The following is a 20,593-nucleotide window of genomic DNA, read 5'->3' on the forward strand; positions in this document are numbered from 1 at the left end:
TGCAAGTATTGCTATGCTTCTTTTATGAAGCGCTTTACCGGGCACAAGGAGGAATGGGGCACTTTCCTTGATGTGAAGCATTGGCCGGAAATTAAAAATCCGAAGAAATATGCCGGACAACGGGTGGTCATCGGTTCTGTGACAGATGGATACAATCCACAGGAGGAGCAATTCGGGAATACCAGAAAACTTCTGGAGCAGCTGATCGGCAGTGACGCAGATATTCTGATCTGCACAAAGTCTGATCTTGTGGTACGGGATATTGATCTGCTGATAAAGCTTGGACGAGTGACCGTTTCATGGTCGATCAACACACTGGATGAAAATTTCAAGAACGATATGGACTCTGCTTCAAGCATTGAGCGTCGTATCGCTGCTATGAAGCAGGTATATGAAGCAGGGATCCGTACAGTCTGTTTCGTATCCCCGGTATTTCCCGGTATCACGGACTTTGAAGCGATCTTTGAGCGGGTAAAGGATCAGTGCGATCTGTTCTGGCTAGAAAACCTCAATCTTCGGGGTGGCTTCAAAAAGACGATTATGGATTACATAGCAGAGAAACATTCTGACCTTGTGCCGCTTTATGACGAAATCTATAACAAGCACAACCGCAGCTATTTCAAAACTCTGGAAGAAAAAGCCGAAGAAATGGCAAAGCAATATGACTGTTCCTTTGTTGATAATGAAATGCCCTACGGCAGGGTGCCACAGGGACATCCAATCATCGTAGATTATTTCTATCATGAGGAAGTCCGTGGAACAGAGAATACCGGAAAAAGAAATCGCTAAATTCCAGTTTGCCGAAATATCTTTCTAACTTTCCCTATTTTACAGGATTTTCAGCCCATTCATTAGTGAAATGATATGTATTTTCCCTTATTTTTGCCCTTATGAGATAATCGTAAGGGAAATAAGGGAAAGTTTTATTTAGTCGTTGCCTGCCACTTTATCAAGTAACTTTGCGGATTCCCGCTTGGCTTTTCTTGTGGAATGGGCGTAGACATTCATTGTGGTACTGACATCTGAGTGTCCTAACAGTTCCTGTACATCTTTCGGAGCTGCTCCATTTGCCAGAAGGTTGCTTGTGTAGGTGTGTCGCAACTGGTGAAAATGAAATCCTTCAAATCCATCCAGTTTCTGAGCAATCTTCCTGCAAACAATTCCTAACGTGCTTGGCAGTTCCAAACTTCCATCCGGTCTTAAGCAGACAAAGGATATTTCCTTATAATCTTCTGGAACATTCTCTGTTCCGTCCAGATGATAGAACTCATAGTAAACTCTGTTTTTGTCTTTTACTTCTCTGTAGTAGTTTTTGTGGTAAAGTTCTCCGTACTGCATTCGGTTTTTAAGTTGTTCCTTTCGGGCATTGCGAAGAATCTCTGCCAGTGTATCTCCAAAATCAACAATCCTTACCTTTTTTCGTTTGGTTGGTCCGATGATATTCTTGTGCCTTGAACCATCATATCGGATACTGCGTCTGATCGTAAGGCACTGTTCTTCAAGATTTACATCCTGCCATGCCAGACCACAGGCTTCACCGATACGAAGTCCTGCATAATAAGCTATCTGGATTGGAAGTATTGCCGGTGGATTGTAATCCTGTAGAAATTCAATCAGTCTTTCATAATCCTCTCGTGGAATTGGCTGTATATCGCCATCCATGTCATCATCAGAAAACAGGTCAACCTCATCCGTCTGGTATTTCAGCTTAATATACTGCATCGGATTGAAAGTGATATATTGCTTTGGTGATACTGCAAACCGGAATGACTGCTGTAATACTGCCGAGAAAGAACGAATGTAATCTTTGCTGTAACCTTTTCTTTCTGAACCATCTGGATAAGTGCCACCAAAGGAAAGCAGATCGAAGAAGGCTTGTAAATGCTCAGATGTTACATTTTTCAACTTTCTCTCTGAAATTGGATGCTTCTTGATGTTGGTAATAGCACCAAGGTAATTCTGGACTGTCCCATTACTGAGAGTACCGGTCTTTAATTCTTCCTCTGCCCATATATCAAGTAATTCTCCAACTGTAATATTTTCCGACTTTGCAATGAATTTCTTGCTTTCGTAATCGTCCATTGCCTGACGGAGCAGTTTTTCCGTTTCACTTTTGCTTTCTGTTCCAGCGTATTCTTTCTGAACCAGATTGCCGCTTGCATCTTCTACATAGAAGCGGTAGTACCATTTCTTTCCTTTTTTTCTTACAGATCCTTTTGCCATAATCGTGTGTCTCCTTTCGATATCAGACAATCGGAACTGATGAAATGCTTCTTGCGTGTAGGCATCTTATGGACAAGTCCATAAGCCAATTCGCCGCTCGTCAAATCTGTAAACAGCCTGACTTGCTCGTGCTCATTGTATCATAACTCCGGTTGTCGTTCTATACCGAATCGGAATCCTCATACAAAACTTCTGATAAAAGATTTTCAAGCCTTTGTTCTGCCATTTCCGGTTTCTTGGAATAGAGCCTTACAATATCTGCCATATCATTAAAGGCATTAACGGTATGGGTGATCTCCCGGAGAAACATAATCTCGTTATATTCATCATTCGATTCAAATCCCATTGCCTTTGCAATATCCGCTTCATTCGTGTTGCCCTTGTAATTCTTGCAGGCAAACTGGAATGATTCAAGAAACAGGTTATATTGCTTTAACATCAACAGCAGTAAATCTTTGGAAAAAGCATCTTCCTTTTTACTAAGGTCGAGAGGTAACTGTTTGAGAATATCGCCCATTGCATCACGAATCTGTAATTCTTTCTTATCCGTAATATCGGTTTCGTATTCATCGGTTTCCCCCTTGAGCCATTCAATAGATACATGAAGTGCTTCCGAAAGACCTTCCAGCACCATCTTTTTGGTATTGTCAATCGAACCATTCTCATAACGCAGGATTGTGGAAGCGGTAACTCCCATCTTCTCTGCAACATAAGGCTGTGTCAGATTTAATTCCAGACGACGCTGTTTTGCCCTGCTACCTATCAGCTTGCGTAGTTCTTTATCTTTCATGCTGATTGCCTCCTTTTTCGGTATGTATGAATTATAGCATGTACCTCACATAATTGCAATATGCAATATAATAATTATTTTTAAAATTTCATAACGCTTGACAACACAATATAAAACCGCTATACTAACAGCACAACAAAAATTGCATAATGCAATTTATAAGGAGGTGACAAGATGACGGAAAGAAAGATTGCATTATCCATCGAGGAAGCAGCCGACTATACAGGAATTGGCAGAAACACTTTGAGAAAGCTGGTTGAATGGAAGAAGCTTCCGGTATTAAAGGTCGGAAGAAAAGTCCTTATTAAAACTGACATTCTGGAAAAGTTCATGGAAGCCAACGAGGGGCGTGATCTGAGGGATAAAGGAAATGTAAAAGCTGTCACAAGAAATGTGGCAACTTAAAAAGGCGGCTTCCTAAGAAACCGCCAAAGGTTCTATCAGACCGAAGCCATGATATACCTACACGCAAGAGGATTATACCATGTGCTTCTCCTGATATGCAACCGGGAACTGTTGTTTATCGGAAAAAGAAAGGATGAAGACGATATGGCGAAATCAACAAAGACTTATGAAGAAAGAATACGTGCATTAGAGAAAAAGGAACAGGAAAGCATTGAAGCTACAAAAAAGCTCATTGCACAGCGGAAGGAACTGGAAAAGCGAAAGAAAGCAGAGGAAAGTAAAAAACGAACCCATAGGCTCTGTCAGATTGGTGGCGCAGTGGAATCGGTTCTTGGCTGTCCGATTGAGGAGGAAGATTTACCAAAGTTGATAGGCTTCTTAAAAAGGCAGGAAACAAACGGAAAGTTTTTCTCAAAGGCGATGCAGAAAGAGCCACTTACAGATATGGAGGAAGTGTAATGGCGGAGGGAGTGGTTTTTCCATTCCCTTCATTGCCTTTGAATGAAGGGCGCACTTATGGACAACCAGAGGTCGTCCTTATAAGTTTGCCACAAGTGGCAACCGGTCTGCGCTTACGCTTGCCGGGCTCGTTCCGTCGGCGGGGCTTTCAGCCAGACCTGCTCATGCCGCAGGGGGCACTCTTGCGCAGAGGGCGTTCCGACAGCTTCACTTCTGCCAAACCAGAAGAAGATGCTGTCGGAAATCAATGCCGGATACGGCAGAAAGGGGGAATCGTATCATGGCGATATTTCACTTTACAGTAAAGATTGTCGGGCGCAGTAAAGGAAAATCTGTCATATCCGCATCGGCATATCTTAATGGAGATGTGATGAAGAATGAGGAAACAGGCAGAATCAGTTACTATACTTCCAAAAAGGAAGTCGTCTACACCAGTCTGATGATGTGCGAAAATGCACCTCCTGAATGGCTGCATGTACCGGAAGAAAATATAAAAAGGTTTCAACAGTCTATCCGTTATAAAAGAGCGGATGATAAAGATGCCGCACTGGAAAAGTTTAAAATCACATTTCAGAAACAGCGTCTATGGAATGAGGTATTGAAGATAGAAAAAAATGCAGATGCACAGCTTGGACGCTCATTTGAATTTTCCCTGCCGAAAGAATGGAGCAGACAGGAACAGATTGATTATACAACCGAATATATTCAAAAGACTTTCGTGGATAAGGGAATGTGTGTCGACTGGAGCATACACGATAAGGGCGATGGAAACCCACATGTGCATTTACTTGTAACCATGCGACCATTCAATCTGGATCATTCATGGGGCAGCAAAGAAGTCAAGGACTGGGATTTTGCCAGAGATACTGACGGAAATATCGTGGTTGATGAATCCCACCCGGACTGGTGGCAGGATAAGAAAAATCCTGACCGGCATGGAATCCGCATTCCGGTACTTGATGAAAACGGAGTACAGAAAGTCGGGGCAAGAAACCGAAAACAATGGAAACGGGTTCTGACCGATGCTACCGGCTGGAATAATCCAAAGAATTGTGAGTTATGGCGAAGCGAATGGGCTGGGATGTGTAACCGGCATTTATCCATAGACAATCAGATTGACCACCGCTCTTATGAAAGACAGGGCAAATTAAAAATCCCTACGATTCATGAGGGTGCGGATGCAAGAAAGATTGAGGAAAAATATCTCACCGGACAGATATGGAATGGTTCATGGAAGGTAGAGGAAAACCAGATGATTAAAAAACAAAATGCACTATTGCAAAAGGTAATTGAAACCTTTGGTAAGGTATCCGGTGCATTGTCGATGTGGAGGGAGTGGTTGAATGACATTAGAAGAAAGCAAAGAAGTAATTCCCATGATGGAAGCAATGATTACACAGATAGAGGAACAGCAGAATATCATGGCAGAGATGCTTCAGGAAATACAGGAAAAGGACGAGAAGCTGATGTGCTTTCAGGAGCAGGAAGAACGATTGCAGCAATTAGAGAGCGAATTATCAGAACTGCTTCAAATCTTGCCGGATACAGAAGAACTGTTGATACTTCTGGAAGAAAAGACAGACCAGATACAGAAGCTTACAGACGAAAATCAGCAATGGCAGGAATTGGCACAGAAATTAAACAGCGAGAACCGGCTATTGCAGAAACAGAACAGCGAATTACTGAACTTGAACAGCAATTAGAGAAAGGAAGGTCGATTGATGAACGAATTAAGAAACTCAAAGAGCGACGATCAACTGGAAGAGTTGCTTCTGCTGACAGAGCAGATGCAGGAAGAACTCGACCAGAAAGACAGGACTATCCGGGAACTGAAAATGCAGCTCGACGAATCGCTGACCTTGAACGAGAGGTTAAACAGCGAGAACAGAGCAGGGAACATTCAAGCCTTAAAGAACGACTTGAGGAAAACAAAAGAATTGTTGCAGAGAGAGAAAGAGAAAACGCACGCTGCCGAAATCATGACAGAGGAATGTCAAGATAAGCTAAGGCAGGCAGAACAGGAACGGGACTATGCACTCTCTCATCAGAAAAAAGTAGAGATACCGGTTGAAAAGCCAGTACTCTATCAAAAGTGTGGGAACTGTAACCTGACAGCTTATCTGAAAGCCAAGGAAAAGTATGATACGCAGAGAGAAAAACTGGCAGGCAGATATAAAACAAAAACAGCCATGTATGAAGCATTGATGTTTCTGCTGATATGGTATTCCGTATCAACTACTCTTTTTCAGATGATACGGTCAAAAATATTTATTTCTGATTGCGTGGTATTCTTTGATACAATCGCCACTTTTATACAGACCATTGCAGGGTGGATTATACTGACAGGAAAGAACATGGCACAGATTAGTAATGGAATATCCAATCCTGTCGTTGCCGGAATTGTATATTGGCTGATAAGAATACTGATCTGCGGTGGATGTTTGGTGGGTGCTGGAATACTTGTAGCATTTATAGAGATAAAGATTGCAGAGTTATATAAGAAGTGCTGTTGGGATATGATTACCATAATGGTAATACTTATAAGCATGGCAACAGCTATCTACTTTGGGAAGTGGATAAAGACAACATTGCCAATCAATCTGCTATTTCTCTTATTATTCGTGCAACTGGTATATGTTGGAATCAGGTGGTATGTAAAGGGATGGCGAGAAACAAGGGGATATCATTAAAACAAAAATACCGATATTTTATTGGTACTATATGTCTTTACTTTCGTGCTAATATATATTATCATATTAGCACGAAAGGAGAAAGCATATGACTCAGTTTGAAAAATTAGATTTGTTGTTGCGTGAATGTGGAGGGACAATTCAGACATTTCAAGTTCTAAATAATGGAATTAGTAAGTCTGTGTTTTATGCATATGTGAAGGAACGAGGATTAGAACAAGCTGCTCATGGTGTGTATGTATCGCCGGATACGTGGACAGATGCAATGTACCTTTTGCATTTACGTTGTGGTCAAGCTGTATTTTCTCATGAAACTGCATTGTTTTTTCATGATTTAACGGACAGAGAGCCTTTGAAATACACCATAACAGTAAGAACTGGATATAATCCAAGTCGTTTGCAGGAAGACGGTTTTCAAGTGTACACAGTAAAAAAGGATTTACATGAAATAGGAATCATAGCTATGCAGACATCATTCGGACATTCCGTTCCCGTTTATGACATGGAGAGAACAATTTGTGATCTGCTTCGTAGCAGAAAAAATGTTGAAATGCAGGTCTTTCAAGACGCATTGAAACAATATGCAAAACGTAAGGATAAAAACTTACGGATGCTTATGAAATACGCAGCTATGTTTCATGTTGAAAACATACTTAGACCATATTTGGAGGTGTTACTTTAGATGATAACAACGGCAAGACAATTAAAGGATTTAATTCGTAATATGTCAAAGAAAAAATCCGCAGATGCACAGATTTTGATGCGGAATTATATGATGGAACGTTTTTTAGAACGAATTTCTTTATCAGAGTATAAAAACCAGTTTATATTAAAAGGTGGAATGCTTGTGGCGGCAATGGTTGGTCTGGATGCCAGAGCTACTATGGATCTGGATGCTACCATAAAAGGCACTAATGTTAGTGTGGAGGATGTAGAAATGATTATATCCCAAATTATATCAATTCCACTGGACGATGGTGTTTCATTTCGGGTCAAACGGATATCGGAAATCATGGAAGAAGCAGATTATCCTGGTGTTCGTGTAAGCATGGAAACGAAATTTGATGGTGTAATCACACCATTAAAGATTGATATTTCTACAGGGGATGTAATTACACCAAGAGAAATCAAGTACAAATTTAATCTTATGCTTGAAGACCGCACTATTGAGGTATGGGCATATAATCTGGAAACGGTATTGGCTGAAAAATTGGAAACTGTTGTTAGTCGAAACGTTACAAATACACGAATGAGAGATTTTTATGATATTTATATTTTACAAAAGTTGTATGGAGAACAACTCCAAAAACAAGTTTTATGGACTGCACTTGTGGCTACAGCCAAAAAAAGGGGAACATTAGACCTGATAGAAGCTGAGGATATAAGAGAAATATTTGATGAAATTGAATCAAGTCCGGTTATGGAGACCTTATGGAAAACATATCAAAAAAATTATTCTTATGCTGCTGATATTTCATGGCATGCAATTGTGAAGTCAATCTGTGCATTATATGGAAGTATATTGGAGAATATGTATGACACATAAAAAACTGATATGTAAATTACGTTAGCATTTTGAGTTGCCTAAATTCGAAAGTTAGGAAAATCTTAATAATTTCTCAGGCAATCCATTGTGAATTTAGATGTTGTATTTGCTATACTTAATTGGAAATATGAGCAAAGGAGTTGAAAATATGTCTGAAAAGATATTGATTATAGATGACGAGCAAGATATAGCGGATCTGTTGGAGGTCTACTTGAAAAACGAAAATTACGTCGTTTATAAATTTTACTGCGCAACGGATGCCATGTCGTGTATTGAAAGCGGCGACATTGATCTTGCCATTCTGGATATTATGCTCCCGGATATGAACGGCTTTTCACTTTGCCAGCTTATCCGAAAGAAATACACTTATCCAATCATAATGCTAACGGCTAAAATTGAGGAAACGGATAAAATAACGGGGCTGACATTTGCTGGGGTTAGATAGCGATACTTTTTACATCTACCATGTTGCGGCGGTCATGGTTGACAACTTGCGTCGGCTCCTGCTCGGTATCAACCTGTCCGACAAAGCTATAATGGATTTCGATTTTCCGGGTGTTGGTTTCCCGGTCTAATTCATGTATCAAAATACGGTCGATAAACTCATGGACGTTTTCATAGGTCAATTCCTGTATGTCGCTGTATTTCCCGACAATCTGAATAAACCTTGATATATCCCTTTTTCGCTCGGTAACGGTTGCGATCTGCTGTTGTAACTCGTCTATCCTTGCGGCAAGGGATTTCTTTTCGTCCTCATAGCCGGAAGTTAGAAACACAAACCGTTCATCTGTCAGTCTGCCTAATGCGTTGTCCTCATACAGCTTGCGGAAAAGCGTGTCAAGTTCGGTCATACGCGCCTGTGCTTTGAAAAGTTCCTTTTGCTGCTGCGCTAATGCCTTTCTCGCTTCCATGTCGCCGTACTCGGTAGCTTTACAGATAAAGTCCTGTTCGTGTTCCTTAACATACCGCAAAACCCGCCGCATATCTTCCAGCACTAAATCAAGAAGTACGTTTTTGCGGATATAATGAGAGGTACACTCGCTGCCTGTCCTTGCCCTGTTGCGCCATGCGCCGCAAGAATAGGAAAACTTGCGCGGCTCGATATTTACGCCCTGTTGGTAATACATCTTATGTCTGCAACCAGCGCAAAACAGCAAGCCGGAAAAAATATCAATCTCCGCTGCTTTTGTCGGGCGGTGGCGGGTAGCAATCCGCTTTTGCGCAAGTTCAAAGGTTTCCTCGTCAACAAGCGGCTCATGGGTGTTTGGGAAGAAATAGCGTTGTTCTTCTTCGTTCTTCCGGGTCTTTTTCGACTTGTAGGATACCTTGTGAGTTTTCGCGGTTATGGTATGCCCTAAATATTCCTGCCTTGCTAATATGTCATAGAGCGTTTTGTCCGGCCAAGTATAGGGGGCGATCATTGCCCGCTGATACCGCGCCTGTCCTGTACGCTGATAGCGCAACGCTCCAATCGTCAAGACTTTGTTTTCCGCAAGCCATTTTTGGATTTCGCACATACGCACGCCGCTAACAAACATAGCGAAAACCTGTTTGACAATCGGCGCGGTTTCCGGGTCGGGTATAAGGTGGTGGCGGTTGTTCGGGTCTGGGATATAGCCGTATGGATATTCCCCGTTGACGCGCTCGCCTTTTTGCGCCTGTGCCTGTTTAACTGCGCGGATTTTCTTGCTTGTGTCGCGGGCGTAAAACTCGTTAAACCAGTTCCGCAAGGGGGTAAACTCGTTATCCTCCCGCGCTGTGTCAACTCCGTCGTTGATCGCGATATAGCGTACTCCGTTTTCGGGAAATACAATCTCTATGAGTTCGCCCGTTTTCAGATAGTTTCTGCCAAGACGGGAAAGGTCTTTGGTAATGACCGTCGCCACTCGTCCGGCTTCCACTTCCTGCAACATCGCTTGCAGCCCCTCGCGCTCAAAACTCACGCCGGAAAATCCGTCGTCCACAAAAAACTTTGTGTTCAAAAAATGGTGTTCGTCCGCATAGCGTTGAAGTATCATTTTTTGGTGCTGTATGCTTCCGCTTTCTCCGGCTTGCATATCCTCTTGACTTAAACGGCAGTAAAGGGCGGTGATTTTATTCGACTGTAACATTAGTCCTCCTTTCCGACAGCCGAATAAACAGGTATAATGTGTTGCTATCATTATACCATATCCCGCCGCCTAATGCACTACTCGGACGCTAAAAATCCCGGATTTCCGGGCTTTTTCTGCAAATCCTTTACAATGAGTTTCTCAATCTTTTTATGGATTGTATCGGTTGCCTTTTCACTCGGCAACGCTTGAACAAGATAGGTGATTTTCCCTATTTTGCGTTCGGTTGTAATTGTCTGTTTTTTATCCATTAGAAAAACCTCCTTTTCCTGTATGGATAAACTATATTCGTCAAAAGGCAAAAACGGGCGGTTGTTAGCTGCAACCTCACGGGAGTTTCACCCCGGCCCATGCTTATGGGTGCGCCGCGCAATACTTTGAGGGTGTTCAACGCGGGAGTATCATTGTGCCGCCTTGTATGTCGTCGCCCACAAGCTGCTAAACCTGTTTTACGGCGCGGTAGTTCTCGCTCGGCTTTTCCCCTATGGGGAAAAGCTGTCATGGCGTACCCGCCGACTGGCTCGGTACAGACGGAATGTACCCGTTTGCCTGTTATGCTGCGCACCAAAGGCCGCTTTCTTTGTCAAAGAACAATAGGCTTTGTCGGCCTGCAAAAGCACATCAACAGCGGATATGCTTTTGCGGAACGACAAATAGCCCATAACGGGAAGCGTGGAAAGGGGACACGCTCCCCGCATGGGCTAAAAGATTATCCTACATGAAAAGCAAGGGTGCGGGTAATAAGGCGCACTTGCAGCCTGTTACGCATTTCCTCGTCCACATAGGAATAGGTATTGCCCGCGTCGTCTTTCAGCGTGCGGGTACAAAGTTTCGCTATGTAACCCTCGTAGTGCTTCAAGATCGCGCACATGGCGGTTGTGTCGCCGTTTGCCGCTGCGGAAATGACAGGGAACGGCAACAGATTTTCAGACTTCCTAACGGTATTCATCATCTGCTTTTCCCTCCAAATACTGTTTGATTTTCGCAAGCGCGGATTTCCTGTGCCGGAAAACCGTCGTGCGTACAACATTCAGCAGTTCGCCAATTTCCGCGTCGCTCATATCCAAGAAGTAGGACAAAAGGATAATGTCGCGTTTCCTTTCGGGCAAAGCGTTAAGGGCTTCGGCAAGCAGTTCATTTTTGACGAGTACATCAAAGCCGGACACTTGAAAACGGAAATAATCGCTTTCGTATTCGTCCGTTGTGAAAAGCTGCGCGAGTTCGCTTTCGCTCAAATCCGAAAAAGTAACTTCGCGTGCTGCGCGTTTCGCAAGAGTGCGGCGGTGGCTTTTCGCTTCGCCGACCAAAGTTTTCTTTGCTAATGCGTCGTACTGATGTTGTATTCTTTCCTTGTCGGAAGAAGATAGCTCCATAGAGTTCACCTCCTTCCCGCGTGGAGTAGAGGACGGGAGTTAAGGGCTTGTCCTCTCTGCCCCTTTCGCTCCGTACCCGTTCGGGAGATGGCTCTTGAGTGCGCTTTTCAGAAAAAAGTTGAAAAAAGCAAAATGCGCCCGTCCGCAAGACGCGGACGGGCGCAAAGGAAATGTAAGCAGTAGCTAAATGTATTGACAGTTCACATTCATAGCCGGAATATCCCGCTTGCGGAGCATAGCTTTTTTTGACCGCAAAGCATTAGGCGGGTTACAGTAAATAAAAATGGACACGGCGATACCTCCCCGATACCGCCGTATCCTTAAAAAAGGGCGACTTTAATACACTACCCGCAATCCATTCTATAATAGGGAACAGCGGCTTTTGCGCAATATTAAATAAAAAAGCCGATAACACATAGGTTTTTTGACCTAATGCGTTATCGGCTCTGCGTCTATGCGTCTGGCACTTTTAATCATTTTTTTTTGAATTTATTATATGTGTTAGCTAACTGTCCACAAGCCGCGTTAATCTCTCTGCCATGAGAAACTCTCATAGTAACTTCAAGTCCTGCTTGCTCTAATTGATGTTTGAATGCAACTATTTCCCGTTTCTGTGGTGCTTTAATTCTTGAATTGCTTGTTGGGTTGTATTGTAACACGTTAATCATAACTTTTTTGCCCCGAAACCATTTTGCAAGTTGTCTTACATCTGAGGGCCGGTCATTTATACCCGGTAAAAGCAAATACGCAAAGACAATTTTGCGATTATGCCTTTCAGAATAGGATAAGGCTTGCTTAACAACATCTTCAATAGCATATATGCGCATGTGAGGAATAATACGATTTCTTGCAGATTGTGTTGCTGCGTGTAAAGATATTGTCAACTGAATTTTAAGATGTTCCTCGCGCAATTTTTTTAATTGATCGACCGGACCAACTGTTGATATGGTAATGCCGTCGGTTGGAAAGTTGAGCCCATATCTATCTCGGAGAATATGGATTGCTTTTATCAAGTTGTCATAATTGAATAAAGGCTCTCCCATACCCATAAAAACGATACGGTTTACTTTTCGACGCAACAATATAATCTGTTGTACGATTTCTGACGATGTTAGATTACGAACAAAGCCATTTCGCCCGGACTCACAAAAAATACAACCAACAGGACAACCGACTTGTGTGCTCACGCAAACAGTTCCACCATCTCGCCGCTTGATAAAAACCGTTTCAATGTATTTGTTGTCTTTCAGTTCGTAAACATACTTTTCAGTATCACTGCTTTTGCAAATATTTTTTACCAACATTGATAGATTTTTTTTGCGTGGTAATTGCTTATATAATTCTTCATATAAGGCTTTTGCTTCATTCTCGCCAATAACTTCCGACATTTCTTTGTAAGTAAATCCGTATGGATCATTCCGTACTTCCGCAGGCGTATATTTAGGTAAACGTTTCATTTTTATATCCTTTCTTCTAAATAATAAAAGTTTGTTTTTCTGTATTTTTGATTACAATCTCTAATTTTTCTACATCAATGATATGCGTCAATTTGCATTTAGGGCAGAAAAGAGGAAAATCTTTTAATACAGTATTATGAAATACTTGAACTCTCGTCTTTCCGTTACAAATCGGACATTTTATCCAATATTTTTTAAGCATTATATTTCACTCGTCCTTTTTACACAAAAAAATGCAGGTCAATCCTCAACATGAGCATTGACCTGCATTTATAATGCACAGAGCAGTACAACAAAACTAAGGCATAGCTTGCACTATGTCTATACTATATCTATACGTCGTTAGTTTTTTGTATAGCATCCGCAAAATAAGCATGACAAAAAAGCCCATGTTGAAAATGGGAAAATCCTTTTTTTCAATGCTTATCTAATACGCATGCTATGCAACATAAACGCCACCTCCTTTTACATAAATTTTATTTTATCAGAAAATCAGTCTACTGTCAATACACAACAGGAAGTATTTAACCTAATGATATGAATTGTGTGGACATATCCAAAAAGAAAGGTGAACTGTAAAATGTAACAGGGTGAATGAAAATGGCAAAAAGACCCGTACCATTGTACGACTTTAAGGCTTTCGGGGCAGCTATAAAAGCCGCGAGAAATGAATACGGCGAGAGCCGCAAAAAGGTAAGCGACGAGTTATATATTTCCCCGCGCTACCTTGCGAATATCGAGAACAAGGGACAACAGCCGAGTTTACAGGTATTCTATGACCTTGTAACCCGGTATCATATTTCGGTAGATCAATTTTTCTTCCCGAACAGCAATGCGGAGAAATCCACCGGGCGGCGGCAGCTTGACGCGCTGCTGGACGGTATGAGCGATAAAGGCATACGGATTGTAACCGCAACAGCAAGGGAGATAACGGAAGTCGAAAAAGCAGAGGATTAACCTCACAATATGAGAAATCGGGAGATTGCAGCGCATGGCGGCTGCAATCTTTTTTTGCGTCCAAAATCAAAGGAACGCGCAACAAATACCGCCTTTCGGTGGGGGTATGGAGTAGATAGCAAGCACAGCAAACGAGTACCCGTTTGCGGAAAATGCTTGTTGGGATAATCCCAAACCCTTATACCGAAAGGCGGTGCGGAAATGGAAAACCGAAAGAGAAATATACAGATGAAGTTTTACGTTACGGAAGAAGAAAAGCGGCTGATCGACGAGAAGATGAAGCAGCTTCCCATAAAGCAGTATGGGGCATACTTCCGTAAAATGGCGATAGACGGGTATATTCTTGTCGTTGACCGAAGCGACACAAAAGCATATATCCGGGAACTGCAAGCGGTGAGCCGGAACATCAACCAAATTGCAAAACGCGCCAATGCGACGGGGACGGTTTACAGGCAGGATATAGAGGACATTAAAAAGGCGGTGGACGAGATATGGCGGTTACAAAGACGCACCCTATTAAATCAACCTTAAAGGCTGCGATAGACTATATCTTAAATCCCGAAAAGACAGACGGGAAGCTGCTTGCGTCCTCTTTCGGCTGCGGGCTGGAAACCGCCGATATTGAGTTTGCATGGACGCGGGAAGCTGCCGGAGATCGCGGCACACATTTAGGGCGGCACTTGATACAATCCTTTGCGGTGGGAGAACAGTCAATGCGGAGCATATAGCCAACAGAGGTGTAAACATCAATACTGTTGCGCTTGGGATTGTATTCTGCAAATATTGTTCTCATCGTATTAAATCTCCTTATCGTTAAATCAATCATTTGTTGCAAAAATCAGAAGCATTTCAATCAGTTCACAATGTCACTTTTATTTTGTGTTATACTGTTTTATATAATTTTCTTGCCCTTGTTTTTGCCCTTATCAGAGTTCGTAAACACTGGTGGGACGATATAACGCAAGGGAAACAATAAGGGAAAGCTCACCTGCGATAAACTTTGTGTTTTCAAGGGATTGAGAGATATTTGATAATAAAATATAACAGTTATTAAATCCCTTGGAATATATGAAATCTCAATTCAAGTTTGTTGAATTAAAAATGAAATAAAGTTCCAGTAATCATAGAGTGTATGGATTCAATTCCATATGCTCTTTTTCTTTACTTAATTTCATGAAAAATGTAAAAATCTAATGTTACGAGTTGCATTAAAGAAAACTCGTAAGAAAAAAGTAAAAAAATTTGCTTTTGACCACTGTAAAACATGCTCTGAGCGTTTCGTTATATGAAGGAATAATTTTTCTTTCATATTTCAAGGAAAAGAGGATAAAGAAATGTCAGAAAAAAGATGTTATACAGTTCAAGAGTTACAGGAAATCTTAGGAGTCAGCAGACCTACTATTTATAACCTTTTAAAGAAAAAGGAATTCCGGTGGATCCAGTTGGATGGCGGAAAGTATCGCATCTCTAAGAAGAGTTTCGATGACTGGCTCGATAACTTGGAACAATAAAAAACAGGGTGTTGATCAGGCAGATTTTGTCTGCAATCGACATCCTAAATTTTTATCTGGATTTGAGATATGATATAAGAAAAAAAACTAACACTAAAAAAGACAGGAAGTGAAGAATAAATGGCAACAGCAATTATGAAACAAAAAGAAGTTCCGGAAATGGACGATGTTGAAGAGATCATTTCAAAGATATCAGAAGACAGTCCTTACAAACGGCGTCCGACACAAAAGAGAACCTGGATGACCGTGCCGGAAATGGGAAAGCTGCTGGGATTAAAAAAGACAGATCGATACTGGCTGGTGCATAAAAATGTTTTTGAATCTAAAGAGATTGCTGGAAAGATACGAATCAATATTGCCAGCTTTGAAAAATGGTACGCCAATCAGATTAAATACCATAAAGTTACCGGAGAAGAACCAGGGAAAGAATTGAAATCCTGGTCCTATTCCGTTAAGGAAGTTGCGGATCTGTTGGGTGTTGATGAGTATCTTGTTTATGATTTACTCAAGAAAAATCAAATGGAAGCTGTTATTGTCGATTACTGGAAACGAATACCAAAAGAATCTTTTCAGAACTGGTATAAAAGCCAGTCCCGGTATCGAACAAAGGAAGACAGAAAAAAAGACGCTCTTCTGGAAGATGCAACAATTACGATGCCTGAGATGGCACAGCTGCTTGGAACAACCAGAAGCGCAGTATATACAATTCTTGATAATCCAAAGTATAGTCATTTTTTTGAATTCATTGTGATTGCAGAAAAGAAAAGGATCACAAAAGAGAGTTTTCGAAAATTCCTGGAAGGTCAGGATCGGTATAAGCTGGATCCATCGAATGATTATGAAGAACTTGCACAGGAACAAAATATTGCCCTGGCTAATTTCCGGCGGAAGAAATTATCACAGACCGGAATACGAGGAAGCAATGGAAATATAAAGTATCTTACTTTTGATGAAGCTTCCTATCTGGCAAAGGTCAGCAGAAGCATGATCAACAAGTGGGCGGATAAAGGAAAGTTCACAGTAATAAAAGTTGGCAGTCGAGTTAGGATCCGTCGGGATGAATTTGAGGACTGGATGGAGCAAAGAGATTTGGAAAGGAGTATGCAATAATATGGCATCTATAAGAGAACGAAACGGAAAATTTAATGTAATCTATTCTTATACGAATGAAAAAGGTGAGAGGAAACAGAAGTGGGAAACCTATGAAACGAAAGCCGAAGCAAAGAGAAGAAAAAAAGAAATTGAATATAAAAAAGAGATGGGATCATTTGTCGTCCGTAAATGCAAAACACTGGACGAGCTTATTACAGAATATGTTGCACTTTATGGCAAAGAAAACTGGGCGCTTTCTACATATGAAGGAAATGTCTCTCTTATCAATAACTATATTCTTCCGATCATTGGTGATACGAAACTCTCAGAGATCAATACCCGTTTCATCGAAAGATATTATCAGAGTCTTTTGAAGAGACGTGCAGTTATCAATCCATTGAATAAAACCAGTCGAAATGAATTTGTATCTTCCAGTACGGTCAGGGATATTAATAAGCTGCTTAGAAACTGTTTTGAACAGGCAGTGAAATGGGAGTTGATGGAGAAGAATCCTTGCACCCATGCGACTGTACCAAAACATAAATCACAAAAAAGAGACATCTGGACAGCGGATACATTGATGTATGCGCTCAGTGTCTGTGAAGATGAACGATTAAAGCTCGCAATTAATCTATCTTTCTCATGTTCCCTGCGACTTGGTGAGCTGCTTGGTCTTACCTGGGATTGTGTAGATATTTCTCATGAGGCAATTGAAGAAAACCGTGCATATGTCTTCATCAACAAAGAATCACAGCGTATAAGAAAAGAATCTTTAAATGCATTGGATGGAAAAGATGTGTTGTTGGTATTTCCGACAAATCATAAGAAGAATTCTACGGTCCGTATTCTGAAAACACCGAAGACAGAAAGTAGTGTACGTAAGATATTCTTACCGAAGAGCGTTGCTAATATGCTTGTAGACTGGAAAGCTGAGCAGGATGAAATGAAAGAAATCCTGGGTGACGAATATATGGACTATAACCTGGTTATGGCAAGTACCTTTGGTCTTCCTCTTGGTGATGGAGCAATCCGTGGCCCTTTAAAGAAATTGATCGAGGACTATAATCTCCCACCGGTTGTATTTCACAGTTTTCGTCATAGCAGTGTTACTTATAAGCTGAAACTGAATGGTGGAGACATCAAGGCGGTACAGGGTGATTCTGGCCATGCTCAGGTCAATATGGTTACAGATGTGTACTCTCATATTCTGGATGATGACAGAAGGAAAAATGCAGAGCTTTTTGAAGAAGCATTTTATGAGAAAAAGAATCTGGATCCACAGATGCATGTACAGCAGGAAAATAATAATACTACTGTTGCTGATGAAGTCGATCCGGAACTTCTGGCAAAAGTATTGGCGAATCCAGAGATGCGGGCATTGCTCAATTCACTGGCGAAGACGATGAAGTAATGAAAAATAGTGAAAAAATAGTGTAATTTTAGTGAAAAAACGATTCATAAAACGATATAATATATGGATGAAATGAGGATATTTATTGTGTATATGGATATTCTATCTCCATCATTTGATGATAGAATGATGGAGATAAATCTGAAATGAAGGAGATTCCTATGAGAGACTTTGATTTTATTGTAAGTCCTGCGAAGTTGTTAACACCTGAAATTGTTCAGATGGTTAGCAGCATCCATGAACATAAAGGCAAACAGGAATTATTTCTCGAAGCCAATGTAGATGAATTGAAAACACTCTTAGAAGTTGCATTGATTCAGAGTACGGGAGCATCCAACCGAATCGAAGGTATATCTACTGGTTATGTCCGTGTTTAAAAATATGAAAGCAGCTTATAAATTTGCCAGTCAAAAACGCATGGACAAACCGTCTCGTATGCGTTATATTATTTATAGACAAGAAAATATCTTGTACTTATGATAGGAAAGTTTAATTGAATACTGTTTACCATGATCGAACGTACGAAGCATGGTGGTCATATAACAGATGTCGATGGTAATATCAAGGCATTCCCCGATTATTAGCTGGAGCAAACAATCAGCTAACTTTCAGAGCTTTACAGAGCTTGACAGAGGGGGTATTCAGAATAACTCGAATTGAATCGGAAACAGTTTTATATAGTGTCCCATATGGGTTTACCTTACCTCAGATTGACAGAGAGTGACAATAGGTTGGAGCTCTCCTAAGCGAGGGGTCGGAGGTTCAAATCCTCTTGGCGACGGGCTTCAAAGCGTTCGAAAATGTTAGCTGGATTAGCTGACAGCGAACGCTTTTGTTATTTTCTAATCACGTTCGTGACATGAAATTCCATTCAAAATGATCAATTTCTAGCTAACATTTGGGTTCCACTCTGTTGTCACCCCTTATTCGGGGATGTAAATCAGAGAAAAGGCGGGAAAAGAAACAAACTCTCCCAAACTTGCAAACATGAATTAGCTGAAACAGTATTCAATTCTATTAGCTACAGCTAATGGTCAAACAGCAATGTCTGTTTGGAACTTTACTATCTGTAAAAGTTCCAGGCAGGCATTTTTTAGTGTCCTGAATCCTGGAGGAAAGGAGTCAAGATAGCTGATACTTTTTGTGATCGGCCTGGCAGTGAAGATGACAGTACAGACTTATGCGGTTGTCAGAGGGATCCTTGGATTTATATTCACTTTGTTGATTATAGCGACTGCATACTGTTACCATGATTGGGTACAGGTTGCATTCCTGTTTTCGCTGAGTGTAATTCTGTATCTGATCCTGTTTGCAGGAGTGTTTGTAGATACTGTACTGGACATGACAAGAGAACGTATTATTGATTTTATTATATCGTGAGGAGGATATGAAAATGAGTGAAAAGAATGATTTTATACAATTACCACCAATCAAAAAAGACACACCGTCCGAAGTGGTCTCAATGATCTGGCAATATTTGAAATTACCTGAGGAATCCAGAAAGAGAGTGACGGCAGATCTAATTGATGTGGATGAAAATTGTGAGAAGGAAGATTTTCAGATTCCAGATCTCTATGACATCGTTCCAAAAGAAGAAATCGCGGAATTTGAAGAAACTATGCGTAAAATTATAGTAGGAATTATCTCTCAGGCCAGCAGTGTTGCCACCTGGGTGTATGTACAGAAATATGTGAAGCACAAAACTCTGGATGAAATGCTGCAAGAATGGAAAGGGGTAAGCCAGTTTATTATTGTCATGGATACCTGGTTCGAAAGATTGATGGCAGAATAATAGATGCTGTGATAGAATGAAGAAAACGATTTGAAGTGCAAATCGGAAGTTGGAGGATACACGCATGAAAATTGTAATTATTAATGGAAGTGCCAGAAAAGGAAATACGCTGGCAGCAATCAATGCATTTATAAAAGGAGCGTCAGAAAAGAATAAAATTGAAATCATTGAACCCGACAAACTCAACATTGCACCATGCAAGGGATGTGGTGTCTGTCAATGCTCTAAGGGATGCGTCGATAAGGATGATACAAATTCTACAATTAATAAAATTGCTGCCGCAGATATGATTCTTTTTGCTACACCAGTTTATTGGTGGGGAATGTCAGCACAATTGAAACTTATCATTGATAAGTGCTACTGCCGTGGATTGCAGTTAAAAAACAAAAAAGTTGGCATAATTGTTGTAGGTGGTTCTCCCGTAGGCAGTATCCAGTATGAGCTGATTGATAAGCAGTTTGACTGTATGGCAAAATATCTTTCATGGGATATGCTTTTCAAAAAATCATATTACGCAACAGCCAGAGATGAACTTGAAAAAAATAAGGATTCCATGAACGAACTTGAGTGGATCGGAAAAAATTTATAAAGCACACACCAAATTCCAGTTTGGAGAATTGAAAAAAACGGAATTTACCTATTAGGACATATAAACTCTTGACAATAAAGCTCCTATATAGTATGTTTTTAATAAACTACTATATAGGAGCTTTTGTATGGAAATGAATGGAGGATTTCTTGTCACCAAAATAAAACAGCTTGGAGACCGGATTTTC

At 41.0% G+C, this 20,593-nt stretch carries 25 protein-coding genes and 3 pseudogenes; 19 read left to right on the forward strand and 9 right to left on the reverse strand.

Annotation, left to right across the window (positions count from 1 at the left end; all coding sequences use genetic code 11):
* On the forward strand, positions 1-789 hold a 789-nt coding region (locus tag H8S07_RS13595; protein ID WP_186856217.1), incomplete at its 5' end, for a radical SAM mobile pair protein B.
* 138 nt (positions 790-927) lie between these two features.
* On the opposite strand, the gene H8S07_RS13600 is transcribed toward H8S07_RS13595, so the two are convergent.
* Together H8S07_RS13600 and H8S07_RS13605 are read right to left on the reverse strand one after the other, a co-directional pair.
* The gene (locus tag H8S07_RS13600; protein ID WP_015530038.1) at positions 928-2,223 is read right to left on the reverse strand and encodes a tyrosine-type recombinase/integrase; all 1,296 of its coding nucleotides are present in this window, start codon (positions 2,221-2,223) and stop codon (positions 928-930) included.
* Positions 2,224-2,383: 160 nt separating this feature from the next.
* Positions 2,384-3,013 (reverse strand): helix-turn-helix domain-containing protein, encoded by a 630-nt coding sequence (locus tag H8S07_RS13605; RefSeq protein ID WP_012744229.1) that lies wholly within the window; start codon positions 3,011-3,013, stop codon positions 2,384-2,386.
* 174 nt (positions 3,014-3,187) lie between these two features.
* On the opposite strand from H8S07_RS13605, the gene H8S07_RS13610 reads away from it, so the two are divergent.
* The 8 genes and pseudogenes from H8S07_RS13610 to H8S07_RS13645 all read left to right on the forward strand — a co-directional run.
* Positions 3,188-3,418, forward strand: a complete 231-nt coding sequence (locus tag H8S07_RS13610; RefSeq protein WP_003505382.1) for a helix-turn-helix domain-containing protein — start codon at positions 3,188-3,190, stop codon at positions 3,416-3,418.
* A gap of 144 nt (positions 3,419-3,562) precedes the next feature.
* Complete coding sequence (locus tag H8S07_RS13615) at positions 3,563-3,877, forward strand: hypothetical protein (RefSeq protein WP_014080633.1); 315 nt, start codon at positions 3,563-3,565, stop codon at positions 3,875-3,877.
* Positions 3,877-4,182 carry a hypothetical protein gene (locus tag H8S07_RS13620; protein WP_005345966.1) on the forward strand — a complete coding sequence of 102 codons (306 nt, stop codon included), beginning with the start codon at positions 3,877-3,879 and terminating at the stop codon, positions 4,180-4,182. Before H8S07_RS13615 ends, H8S07_RS13620 begins: the two co-directional genes overlap by 1 nt.
* Positions 4,158-5,879, forward strand: coding sequence for a MobA/MobL family protein (locus H8S07_RS13625; RefSeq protein WP_117607065.1), 1,722 nt, complete (start codon positions 4,158-4,160; stop codon positions 5,877-5,879). Before H8S07_RS13620 ends, H8S07_RS13625 begins: the two co-directional genes overlap by 25 nt.
* Complete coding sequence (locus H8S07_RS13630) at positions 5,857-6,567, forward strand: DUF6040 family protein (RefSeq protein WP_003505369.1); 711 nt, start codon at positions 5,857-5,859, stop codon at positions 6,565-6,567. The genes H8S07_RS13625 and H8S07_RS13630 overlap by 23 nt, the downstream gene beginning before the upstream one ends.
* Positions 6,568-6,655: 88 nt before the next feature.
* On the forward strand, positions 6,656-7,249 hold the full coding sequence (locus H8S07_RS13635; RefSeq protein ID WP_003505367.1) for a type IV toxin-antitoxin system AbiEi family antitoxin domain-containing protein: 594 nt from the start codon (positions 6,656-6,658) through the stop codon (positions 7,247-7,249).
* Positions 7,250-8,113: a nucleotidyl transferase AbiEii/AbiGii toxin family protein gene (locus H8S07_RS13640; RefSeq protein ID WP_003505363.1), complete on the forward strand. Its 864-nt coding sequence runs from the start codon at positions 7,250-7,252 to the stop codon at positions 8,111-8,113. It abuts the gene before it with no gap.
* 148 nt (positions 8,114-8,261) lie between these two features.
* Positions 8,262-8,540: pseudogene (locus tag H8S07_RS13645) on the forward strand (response regulator); the annotation flags it as partial.
* Between the two features lie 10 nt (positions 8,541-8,550).
* Here H8S07_RS13645 and H8S07_RS13650 read toward each other — a convergent pair.
* The 6 genes from H8S07_RS13650 to H8S07_RS13675 form a co-directional block, all read right to left on the reverse strand.
* Positions 8,551-10,224: a recombinase family protein gene (locus tag H8S07_RS13650; RefSeq protein WP_002604471.1), complete on the reverse strand. Its 1,674-nt coding sequence runs from the start codon at positions 10,222-10,224 to the stop codon at positions 8,551-8,553.
* 77 nt (positions 10,225-10,301) lie between these two features.
* The gene (locus H8S07_RS13655; protein ID WP_002604472.1) at positions 10,302-10,475 is read right to left on the reverse strand and encodes a transposon-encoded TnpW family protein; all 174 of its coding nucleotides are present in this window, start codon (positions 10,473-10,475) and stop codon (positions 10,302-10,304) included.
* Positions 10,476-10,933: 458 nt separating this feature from the next.
* Positions 10,934-11,176, reverse strand: coding sequence for a helix-turn-helix domain-containing protein (locus H8S07_RS13660; protein ID WP_002604473.1), 243 nt, complete (start codon positions 11,174-11,176; stop codon positions 10,934-10,936).
* Positions 11,160-11,597 carry a sigma-70 family RNA polymerase sigma factor gene (locus H8S07_RS13665; RefSeq protein ID WP_002604474.1) on the reverse strand — a complete coding sequence of 146 codons (438 nt, stop codon included), beginning with the start codon at positions 11,595-11,597 and terminating at the stop codon, positions 11,160-11,162. The genes H8S07_RS13660 and H8S07_RS13665 overlap by 17 nt, the downstream gene beginning before the upstream one ends.
* 473 nt (positions 11,598-12,070) lie before the next feature.
* The gene (rlmN, locus tag H8S07_RS13670) at positions 12,071-13,054 is read right to left on the reverse strand and encodes a 23S rRNA (adenine(2503)-C(2))-methyltransferase RlmN (protein ID WP_002584956.1); all 984 of its coding nucleotides are present in this window, start codon (positions 13,052-13,054) and stop codon (positions 12,071-12,073) included.
* A 16-nt stretch (positions 13,055-13,070) separates the two neighbouring features.
* Positions 13,071-13,256 (reverse strand): cysteine-rich KTR domain-containing protein, encoded by a 186-nt coding sequence (locus H8S07_RS13675; RefSeq protein ID WP_003431289.1) that lies wholly within the window; start codon positions 13,254-13,256, stop codon positions 13,071-13,073.
* Between the two features lie 398 nt (positions 13,257-13,654).
* Here H8S07_RS13675 and H8S07_RS13680 point away from each other — a divergent pair, with 398 nt between their 5' ends.
* From H8S07_RS13680 to H8S07_RS13690, 3 genes and pseudogenes are all read left to right on the forward strand, one after another.
* On the forward strand, positions 13,655-14,011 hold the full coding sequence (locus H8S07_RS13680) for a helix-turn-helix transcriptional regulator (RefSeq protein ID WP_002584957.1): 357 nt from the start codon (positions 13,655-13,657) through the stop codon (positions 14,009-14,011).
* A gap of 201 nt (positions 14,012-14,212) precedes the next feature.
* Positions 14,213-14,542, forward strand: a complete 330-nt coding sequence (locus H8S07_RS13685) for a plasmid mobilization protein (protein WP_002584958.1) — start codon at positions 14,213-14,215, stop codon at positions 14,540-14,542.
* A pseudogene (locus tag H8S07_RS13690) lies at positions 14,503-14,718 on the forward strand (relaxase/mobilization nuclease domain-containing protein); the annotation flags it as partial. The gene H8S07_RS13685 and the pseudogene H8S07_RS13690, both read left to right, overlap by 40 nt.
* Here the strand turns inward: H8S07_RS13690 and H8S07_RS13695 are convergent.
* Positions 14,700-14,804, reverse strand: a pseudogene (locus H8S07_RS13695) (DUF6061 family protein); the annotation flags it as partial. The pseudogenes H8S07_RS13690 and H8S07_RS13695 sit on opposite strands and share 19 nt — an antisense overlap.
* A gap of 541 nt (positions 14,805-15,345) precedes the next feature.
* On the opposite strand from H8S07_RS13695, the gene H8S07_RS13700 reads away from it, so the two are divergent.
* From H8S07_RS13700 to H8S07_RS13730, 7 genes are all read left to right on the forward strand, one after another.
* Positions 15,346-15,522, forward strand: a complete 177-nt coding sequence (locus H8S07_RS13700; RefSeq protein WP_003864535.1) for a helix-turn-helix domain-containing protein — start codon at positions 15,346-15,348, stop codon at positions 15,520-15,522.
* Between the two features lie 120 nt (positions 15,523-15,642).
* Positions 15,643-16,632 carry a helix-turn-helix domain-containing protein gene (locus tag H8S07_RS13705; protein ID WP_044954635.1) on the forward strand — a complete coding sequence of 330 codons (990 nt, stop codon included), beginning with the start codon at positions 15,643-15,645 and terminating at the stop codon, positions 16,630-16,632.
* A gap of 1 nt (position 16,633) precedes the next feature.
* A complete protein-coding gene (locus H8S07_RS13710) occupies positions 16,634-18,025 on the forward strand; it encodes a tyrosine-type recombinase/integrase (RefSeq protein WP_171027973.1) in 1,392 nt (463 codons plus the stop codon).
* Positions 18,026-18,186: 161 nt separating this feature from the next.
* Positions 18,187-18,402 (forward strand): hypothetical protein, encoded by a 216-nt coding sequence (locus H8S07_RS13715; protein ID WP_226977413.1) that lies wholly within the window; start codon positions 18,187-18,189, stop codon positions 18,400-18,402.
* Positions 18,403-19,156: 754 nt separating this feature from the next.
* Positions 19,157-19,405: a hypothetical protein gene (locus tag H8S07_RS13720; RefSeq protein WP_117538435.1), complete on the forward strand. Its 249-nt coding sequence runs from the start codon at positions 19,157-19,159 to the stop codon at positions 19,403-19,405.
* A gap of 13 nt (positions 19,406-19,418) precedes the next feature.
* Positions 19,419-19,817 (forward strand): hypothetical protein, encoded by a 399-nt coding sequence (locus H8S07_RS13725; protein WP_330411929.1) that lies wholly within the window; start codon positions 19,419-19,421, stop codon positions 19,815-19,817.
* A 64-nt stretch (positions 19,818-19,881) separates the two neighbouring features.
* A complete protein-coding gene (locus tag H8S07_RS13730) occupies positions 19,882-20,406 on the forward strand; it encodes a flavodoxin family protein (protein WP_118288808.1) in 525 nt (174 codons plus the stop codon).
* The last annotated feature ends 187 nt before the right edge of the window (positions 20,407-20,593 follow it).

Source organism: Dorea hominis (genome assembly GCF_014287705.1).
In the GTDB taxonomy this organism is placed as follows: domain Bacteria; phylum Bacillota; class Clostridia; order Lachnospirales; family Lachnospiraceae; genus Dorea_D; species Dorea_D hominis.

Coding starts and splice junctions, on each gene's coding strand:
- H8S07_RS13600 (WP_015530038.1), bottom strand. CDS start 2,223: ATGGCAAAAGGATCTGTAAGAAAAAAAGGAAAGAAATGGTACTACCGC.
- H8S07_RS13605 (WP_012744229.1), bottom strand. CDS start 3,013: ATGAAAGATAAAGAACTACGCAAGCTGATAGGTAGCAGGGCAAAACAG.
- H8S07_RS13610 (WP_003505382.1), top strand. CDS start 3,188: ATGACGGAAAGAAAGATTGCATTATCCATCGAGGAAGCAGCCGACTAT.
- H8S07_RS13615 (WP_014080633.1), top strand. CDS start 3,563: ATGGCGAAATCAACAAAGACTTATGAAGAAAGAATACGTGCATTAGAG.
- H8S07_RS13620 (WP_005345966.1), top strand. CDS start 3,877: ATGGCGGAGGGAGTGGTTTTTCCATTCCCTTCATTGCCTTTGAATGAA.
- H8S07_RS13625 (WP_117607065.1), top strand. CDS start 4,158: ATGGCGATATTTCACTTTACAGTAAAGATTGTCGGGCGCAGTAAAGGA.
- H8S07_RS13630 (WP_003505369.1), top strand. CDS start 5,857: ATGACAGAGGAATGTCAAGATAAGCTAAGGCAGGCAGAACAGGAACGG.
- H8S07_RS13635 (WP_003505367.1), top strand. CDS start 6,656: ATGACTCAGTTTGAAAAATTAGATTTGTTGTTGCGTGAATGTGGAGGG.
- H8S07_RS13640 (WP_003505363.1), top strand. CDS start 7,250: ATGATAACAACGGCAAGACAATTAAAGGATTTAATTCGTAATATGTCA.
- H8S07_RS13650 (WP_002604471.1), bottom strand. CDS start 10,224: ATGTTACAGTCGAATAAAATCACCGCCCTTTACTGCCGTTTAAGTCAA.
- H8S07_RS13655 (WP_002604472.1), bottom strand. CDS start 10,475: ATGGATAAAAAACAGACAATTACAACCGAACGCAAAATAGGGAAAATC.
- H8S07_RS13660 (WP_002604473.1), bottom strand. CDS start 11,176: ATGATGAATACCGTTAGGAAGTCTGAAAATCTGTTGCCGTTCCCTGTC.
- H8S07_RS13665 (WP_002604474.1), bottom strand. CDS start 11,597: ATGGAGCTATCTTCTTCCGACAAGGAAAGAATACAACATCAGTACGAC.
- rlmN (WP_002584956.1), bottom strand. CDS start 13,054: ATGAAACGTTTACCTAAATATACGCCTGCGGAAGTACGGAATGATCCA.
- H8S07_RS13675 (WP_003431289.1), bottom strand. CDS start 13,256: ATGCTTAAAAAATATTGGATAAAATGTCCGATTTGTAACGGAAAGACG.
- H8S07_RS13680 (WP_002584957.1), top strand. CDS start 13,655: ATGGCAAAAAGACCCGTACCATTGTACGACTTTAAGGCTTTCGGGGCA.
- H8S07_RS13685 (WP_002584958.1), top strand. CDS start 14,213: ATGGAAAACCGAAAGAGAAATATACAGATGAAGTTTTACGTTACGGAA.
- H8S07_RS13700 (WP_003864535.1), top strand. CDS start 15,346: ATGTCAGAAAAAAGATGTTATACAGTTCAAGAGTTACAGGAAATCTTA.
- H8S07_RS13705 (WP_044954635.1), top strand. CDS start 15,643: ATGGCAACAGCAATTATGAAACAAAAAGAAGTTCCGGAAATGGACGAT.
- H8S07_RS13710 (WP_171027973.1), top strand. CDS start 16,634: ATGGCATCTATAAGAGAACGAAACGGAAAATTTAATGTAATCTATTCT.
- H8S07_RS13715 (WP_226977413.1), top strand. CDS start 18,187: ATGAGAGACTTTGATTTTATTGTAAGTCCTGCGAAGTTGTTAACACCT.
- H8S07_RS13725 (WP_330411929.1), top strand. CDS start 19,419: ATGAGTGAAAAGAATGATTTTATACAATTACCACCAATCAAAAAAGAC.
- H8S07_RS13730 (WP_118288808.1), top strand. CDS start 19,882: ATGAAAATTGTAATTATTAATGGAAGTGCCAGAAAAGGAAATACGCTG.